This window comes from Streptosporangium nondiastaticum (genome assembly GCF_003011965.1).
GTDB lineage: Bacteria > Actinomycetota > Actinomycetes > Streptomycetales > Streptomycetaceae > Streptomyces > Streptomyces nondiastaticus.
The window spans coordinates 20,513-27,121 of sequence record NZ_PXWG01000086.1 but is presented as its reverse complement, the minus strand read 5'-3'; the positions used below and the strand labels follow the sequence as shown (position 1 = coordinate 27,121).

General features: G+C 70.6%; 6 protein-coding genes. 3 read left to right on the top strand and 3 right to left on the bottom strand.

Going from position 1 to position 6,609, the window contains the following annotated elements; all coding sequences use genetic code 11:
• A partial coding sequence (locus B7P34_RS24600; RefSeq protein ID WP_223268182.1) for an RDD family protein occupies window positions 1-635 on the top strand: 635 nt, incomplete at its 5' end.
• A gap of 61 nt (window positions 636-696) precedes the next feature.
• Here B7P34_RS24600 and B7P34_RS24595 read toward each other — a convergent pair.
• Window positions 697-954 carry a hypothetical protein gene (locus B7P34_RS24595; RefSeq protein ID WP_106679888.1) on the bottom strand — a complete coding sequence of 86 codons (258 nt, stop codon included), beginning with the start codon at window positions 952-954 and terminating at the stop codon, window positions 697-699.
• A gap of 338 nt (window positions 955-1,292) precedes the next feature.
• On the opposite strand from B7P34_RS24595, the gene B7P34_RS24590 reads away from it, so the two are divergent.
• Both B7P34_RS24590 and B7P34_RS24585 read left to right on the top strand, forming a co-directional pair.
• Entirely contained in the window at window positions 1,293-3,704 is a 2,412-nt protein-coding gene (locus B7P34_RS24590) for an immune inhibitor A domain-containing protein (RefSeq protein WP_189383026.1), read from the top strand.
• A gap of 135 nt (window positions 3,705-3,839) precedes the next feature.
• Window positions 3,840-4,166: a hypothetical protein gene (locus B7P34_RS24585; RefSeq protein WP_106679884.1), complete on the top strand. Its 327-nt coding sequence runs from the start codon at window positions 3,840-3,842 to the stop codon at window positions 4,164-4,166.
• Between the two features lie 213 nt (window positions 4,167-4,379).
• On the opposite strand, the gene B7P34_RS24580 is transcribed toward B7P34_RS24585, so the two are convergent.
• Both B7P34_RS24580 and B7P34_RS24575 read right to left on the bottom strand, forming a co-directional pair.
• Window positions 4,380-4,973, bottom strand: coding sequence for an isochorismatase family protein (locus B7P34_RS24580; RefSeq protein ID WP_106679882.1), 594 nt, complete (start codon window positions 4,971-4,973; stop codon window positions 4,380-4,382).
• Between the two features lie 148 nt (window positions 4,974-5,121).
• Entirely contained in the window at window positions 5,122-6,450 is a 1,329-nt protein-coding gene (locus B7P34_RS24575; RefSeq protein WP_106679880.1) for a nicotinate phosphoribosyltransferase, read from the bottom strand.
• Between the last annotated feature and the right edge of the window lie 159 nt (window positions 6,451-6,609).

Genomic DNA, 6,609 nt, shown 5'->3' with positions numbered 1-6,609 from the left:
CCCCGCCCCCGCCCCCGCCGGGCCCCGGCACGTCCCCGGAAGGCGGTGCGTACGCCGGCGGCGGCCGGCCGCCCGGCGCGGAGGTGCCCCCGTACGGCGGTGGCCCGTACGGAGCCCCGCCCCCCGGCCCGGGCGGCGGCCCCGGCAATCCCTACGGCGATCAGTTCGGCGCCGCCGACCCGCTCGCGGGCATGCCCCCGCTCGCGAACCGGTTCAAGAGGCTCGTCGCCCGCATCATCGACGCGCTGCTCGTGTCGGTCCCGGTCACCGCGGTCTTCAAGGCCGCGATGTGGGACTGGGATCCGGCGAACTGGAACGACGGCCGGTCCACGAGCCTCGGCATCATCATCGCCGTCGTCTACTTCGTCTACGAGGGGCTGATGCTCACCCATCGGGGGCAGACCGTCGGCAAGATGGTGATGAGCATCCGGGTGGCGATGCTGGAGAACGGCGCGATCCCCCAGGGGAGCCCGGGCTGGACGCGCGCCGCCGTGTACAACCTGCCGCAGGTGGTGCCCTGCTGCGGCGTCCTCTTCTGGCTGGTCAACGTGCTCTGGTGTACGTGGGACATGCCGTTCCACCAGTGCATCCACGACAAGGCGGCCAAAACGGTGGTGGTCTCAACTGTTCAGTGAATGCCCGGCCGTGCGGTGAGTGCCCGGCCGTGCGGTGAGTGCTCAGCTATGCGGCGAGTGCTCAGCCATGCAGCGAGTGCTCGCTCAGTCTCGGTTCGGTGGGCAGGGGAGCGCGCTGCCGGGGCACCCGTGGCCTGCGGGAGCCGGCGCGCGGCATGGGGAAGGCGACGGCGACGAACAGGCCGAGCGCGAGCGCTGCGACGGCGATGACCGCGATCCCGACCCCCGAACTCGTCTGCGAGAGCAGCAGCATGGCGAGGGTCGAGAAGACGACGGTGGCCGATCCGTAGGTTATCTGTGCGGGGGTCGGACGCGGCATGGCGGGATCCGTCCTCGGAGCAAAGGTGTGGGTGCGGAGCCGGCTGGTGCGAAGAGCGTGCGTACAGCAATGGTGTACACCAAAACGACTCTACGGTCCTGTCTGCCCGAGCGGAACTGCCGGTAAGCGTGACCTAACACACGGTGCCGGAGCACAGGGGGCGCACGGAGTCATCCGCCGGTTCAAGCCGTCAGCCGAGCGCGCCCGTTCGTGTCCGAAATCCGCAACATAAAGGTCGGATAACGTACTTGCTCTTCCGCTTGTAGTCAAGGTCTGTCTTTTCCGGCGTCACTCCGGTCAAATACCTCCACAGTTGTCACTGGGGAGGACATTCACAAGTGAAGAGCAGCCAACGGAGGCTCGCCAGATCCGCCGCCGTGGCCACGACCGTCGTGCTCGCCGCGACGGCCCTGGCGACGGGGACCACGGCCGGGATCGCGCAGGCGGCCACCACTGCCGGCACGCCGTCGAGCATCGAGCGCCACGACCCGGAGCAGGCCGGGAAGGGCGTCGAGCACGACCTCAAGGGCCCGTACGCGAAGAAGCAGGAGGCGCAGCGCAAGGCTGCCCTCGACAAGGTCATATCCGGCGACGCCCGCGTGGAGCAGCGCGGCGCGTCGAAGGTCGTCCAGCTCGGCAAGGGGAAGTACGTCGAGCTCGCCCGGGAGAAGACCGACCGCATCTTCACGATCCTCGTGGACTTCGGCGACAAGGTCGACGACACCACGATGTACGACCCGGACGGGCCGGACGGGCCCAAGCCGCCCGTGAAGAAGTACGGCGGGCAGCCGGGTCCGGCGCACAACCAGATCAAGCAGCCGGACCGCAAGAACGACAACAGCACGGCCTGGCAGAAGGACTACAACCGGGAGCACTTCCAGGACCTGTACTTCTCGCACGACAAGGACAAGGAGTCCCTGGCGAAGTACTACGAGAAGCAGTCCTCGGGCCGCTACACGGTCGACGGCACGGTCACCGACTGGGTCAGGGTCCCCTGGAACGAGGCCCGTTACGGTTCCAACTACTGCGGCTCCACCAACTGCCCCGCCGCCTGGGACCTGGTGCGCGACGGCGTCAACCAGTGGGTGAAGGACCAGAAGGCGGCCGGCCGCAGCGACGCCGACATCAAGGCGCAGCTGGCCACCTACGACCAGTGGGACCGCAACGACTACAACGGCAACGGCAACTTCAACGAGCCCGACGGCTACATCGACCACTTCCAGATCGTGCACGCCGGCGAGGACGAGTCCGCCGGCGGCGGCGCGCAGAAGACCGACGCCATCTGGGCCCACCGCTGGTACGCCTACGGCTCGGACGCCGGCAAGACCGGCCCCGCGAACAACAAGGCCGGCGGCACGCAGATCGGTGACACCGGCATCTGGGTCGGCGACTACACGATGCAGCCCGAGAACGGCGGCCTCGGCGTCTTCGCCCACGAGTACGGCCACGACCTGGGCCTGCCCGACGAGTACGACACCACCGGCACCGGTGAGTCCTCCGTCGCCTACTGGTCGCTGATGTCCTCCGGTTCCTGGCTGGGCCGCGGCAAGGACACCATCGGTGACCTGCCCGGCGACATGAGCGCCTGGGACAAGCTGCAGCTCGGCTGGCTCAACTACGACAAGGCGAAGGCGGCGACGAAGTCGACGCACAAGCTGGGCGTGGCCGAGTACAACACCAAGGACAAGCAGGCGGTCGTCGTCGACCTGCCCAACAAGGCGGTCAAGACCGACGTCGTGAAGCCCGCCGAGGGCGGCAAGCAGTGGTGGGGCGGTCAGGCCGACGACCTGAAGAACACCCTCTCCCGCCCGGTCGACCTCACCGGCAAGGCCAAGGCGAGCCTGGACTTCTCCGGCTGGTGGGACATCGAGGCCAACTACGACTACGCCTACGTCGAGGTCTCCACGGACGGCGGCAAGAACTGGACCCCGGTCGACGGCACGGCCGACGGCAAGTCCATCCCGCGCGACGGCGGCGACAAGCCCGCGCTGACCGGCCAGTCCGGCGCGTACAAGAAGCTGTCGTTCCCGCTCGACGCGTACGCCGGCAAGAAGATCGACCTGCGCTTCCGCTACAGCACGGACGGCGGCACCACCGGCAAGGGCTTCACCGCCGACGCCATCAGCCTCACCGCCGACGGCGCCACCCTCTTCACCGACGGCGCCGAGGGCGACGACAACGGCTGGACGGCGAAGGGCTTCTCGCGCATCGGCGAGTCCTTCACCAAGGAGTACGCGCAGTACTACATCGCCGAGAACCGCCAGTACGTCTCGTACGACACGACCCTCAAGACCGGCCCGTACAACTTCGGCTGGAAGAAGGACCGTCCGGGCTGGGTCGAGCACTACCCCTACCAGAACGGTCTCCTCATCTGGAAGTGGGACACCTCGCAGGCCGACAACAACGTCGGCGTGCACCCCGGTGTCGGCCGCATCCTGCCGGTCGACGCGCACCCGCAGATCGAGAAGTGGGCCGACGGCACGGTCATGCGCAACCGCTTCCAGGCGTACGACTCGCCCTTCAGCTGGTTCCCGAGCGACGGCTACACCGTCCACCAGGACGGCGTCGCGGCCCGCGTGAAGGGCAAGCTCGGCGCGCCGGTCTTCGACGACCGCAAGGGCACGTACTGGAGCAAGGACAACCCGACCGGCGGTGTGCAGGTTACTGACACCAACACCCGGATCAAGATCCTCTGGCAGGCGCCGAGCGGCTCTTCGATGACCGTCCAGGTGAGCCCGTCGGGCAAGTAAATCCCGCAGGACCTGCGTTTGTGCAGGTCAGCGCAGTGTCGGCCGTCGCCCTCTAGCGGGCGGCGGCCGATCGCGTTTAGATGACTGGCGTGACGCTGTTATTGACACCCCGGCCCGGGGAGAGGTGACGCGGGCATGGCAGGCGGTGGTTTCTGCAAGCTGCCGGGCGGCAGCGTGGTGGTGGCCCTCTACCTTCCCGGGCCGCCCGGCGGGGCCGCGGCGCCCGGTTCGCGCGTACGGGTGCTCGTGCACGCGGCGAACCGCGCGCGGGCACTCACCCGCCTGCGGAACCTCGGCCTGCGCGCGGTCTACCTGCGCGGCAACACGGAGCCGCCGACGCCGGACGAGATAACCGCGGTCCTCCACCATCCGGACGGGCTGGTCTGGCGCGCGGCGCCGGACGACGACACGGAGTCGTGGCACCCGATACGGAGCCTGCTGCGCGGGGCTCCGGCGGCGTAGGCCTTTGCCTGCCACGTACGGCTTGCGGCCGGTCCGGCACCGCCGGTCATGTGCGCGGTGGCTGATTTCCGGGGCTCCGCCCCGGGCCAGGGGGGGGCTGGGGGCTTGCCCCCAGGAAACGGTGAAAGGGCGGGACCGGGGCATCCCTCCGCCGCAGCGGCGAGCAGCCACCGCGGCGCGGTCCGGCGGTGCCGAACCCCGCTCGGCCGGAGCTCACCCCGTCGCAACCACCGGCTTGCCGGACAGCTCGACGCCCGCCTCGCGGAGCTCCCCGAGCGCCTTCTCCGTCGTGTGCGGAGCGACCCCCGCCGTCAGGTCGAGCAGCACCTGCGTCGAGAAACCCTCCCGCGCCGCGTCCAGCGCGGTCGCGCGGACGCAGTGGTCCGTCGCGATGCCGACGACGTCGACCTCCGTGACGCCCCGCTCCCGCAGCCAGTCCGCCAGGGACACCCCGTTCTCGTCGGTGCCCTCGAACCCGCTGTACGCGGCCGCGTACGCCCCCTTGTCGAAGACGGCGTCTATCGCCCCGGAGGCGATGACCGGAGCGAAGTTCGGGTGGAACCCGGACCCCTCCGTGCCGGCGACGCAGTGCGGCGGCCAGGTGGTCTCGTAGTCCGGCTCGGCGGAGAAGTGCGCGCCGGGGTCTATGTGGTGGTCGCGCGTGGCGACGATGTGCCGGTACCCGGCGGTGGCCTCGCCGACGAGGTCGGTGATGGCCGCGGCCACGTCCGCCCCGCCCGCGACCGCGAGGCTGCCGCCCTCGCAGAAGTCGTTCTGCACGTCGACGATGATCAGTGCACGCTGCATAGTGCGGATCCTTTGTGGAAGGGCCCTCGGCCGACAGTGCGGATCACGACTGTACGGATCGCCTCTCTGTGACCGAGGGTAGTGACTTCCGTTGCGCAATGGGAGAGGGACCCGGAGCGGGGCAGGCCCACCGGGCGCGCGGGGAGCGTCAGAGGTACTCGGTGGGGAGTACCGGCTCACCGCGCGAGAGCTGGGTCGCGGAGAGCGGGAGCCCGGCCCGGGCCGCGGCGTGCCGGTCCCGCACGGCGTCCAGGGGCTCGCGGGCGACGACCTCGCCGCCGCGGACGAGCTCCGTGATCAGCTGGTGGTCCGCGAGCTCCGGCGGCACCGGCCCGGTGCCGACGACCTCGGCCTCGGCGACCCCGGCCGCGTCGGGCCGGCGCGCGGCCCACTTGCGGCCGCCGAGGGAGGTCTTGCCGCCCATGGACTTCTTGGCGACGGGCCGCAGCGGGGCGTCCGGGCCGGCCTCGTCCGCGCGGGCCACGAGCTTGTAGACCATCGAGCAGGTGGGGTGCCCGCTGCCGGTGACGAGCTGGGTGCCGACCCCGTACGCGTCGACGGGCGCCGCGGCGAGCGAGGCGATGGCGTACTCGTCGAGGTCGCTGGTGACGACGATCTTCGTCTTGGTCGCGCCCAGGTCGTCCAGCTGCTGCCGCACGCGGTGCGCGAGCAGCAGCAGGTCGCCGGAGTCGATGCGGACGGCGCCGAGCTCCGGGCCCGCGATCTCCACGGCCGTGCGGACGGCCTCGGTCACGTCGTAGGTGTCGACGAGCAGGGTCGTGCCCCCGCCGAGCGAGTCGACCTGGGCGGTGAAGGCGTCGCGCTCGCTGTCGTGCAGCAGCGTGAAGGCGTGCGCACTGGTGCCGACGGTCGGAATGCTGTAGCGGAAGCCGGCCGCGAGGTCGGAGGTGGAGGTGAAGCCGCCCACGTAGGCGGCGCGGGCGGCGGCGACGGCCGCGAGCTCGTGGGTGCGCCGGGCGCCCATCTCGATCAGCGGGCGGTCACCGGCGGCCACGGCCATCCGGGAGGCCGCGGCGGCGACGGCCGAGTCGTGGTTGAGGATCGACAGGATCACGGTCTCCAGCAGCACCGCCTCGGCGAAGGTGCCCTCGACGCGGAGGATCGGCGAGCCCGGGAAGTAGACCTCGCCCTCGGGGTAGCCCCAGATGTCGCCGCGGAAGCGGTAGTCCGCGAGCCACGCGAGCGTCGGCTCGTCGACGATCCGCTGGGCGGCGAGGAAGTCCAGCACGCCGCTGTCGAAGCGGAAGTTCTCCACGGCGTCCAGGACGCGGCCGGTGCCCGCCACGACGCCGTAGCGGCGCCCCTCGGGCAGCCGGCGGGTGAAGACCTCGAAGACCGAGCGGCGGTCGGCGGTGCCGGAGCGCAGCGCGGCCTGCAGCATCGTGAGTTCGTACCGGTCGGTGAAGAGGGCCGTCGACGGAACGTCCACCGGCAGCCTCAAGTCCGCAGCGTTCATGGAACCAGATGCTACCCCCAATACTCGTCAGACTGACGATTTCTACGCCGGGAAGCCTGTGAGGCCCGGCACCCGTCCGCGACCCGGTCGGCGCGCACCCCGCCCCCGCTCGACGCGCGGGCCCGGGGGCACCCCCCTTTGTGCATCGCAAGCCCCCGA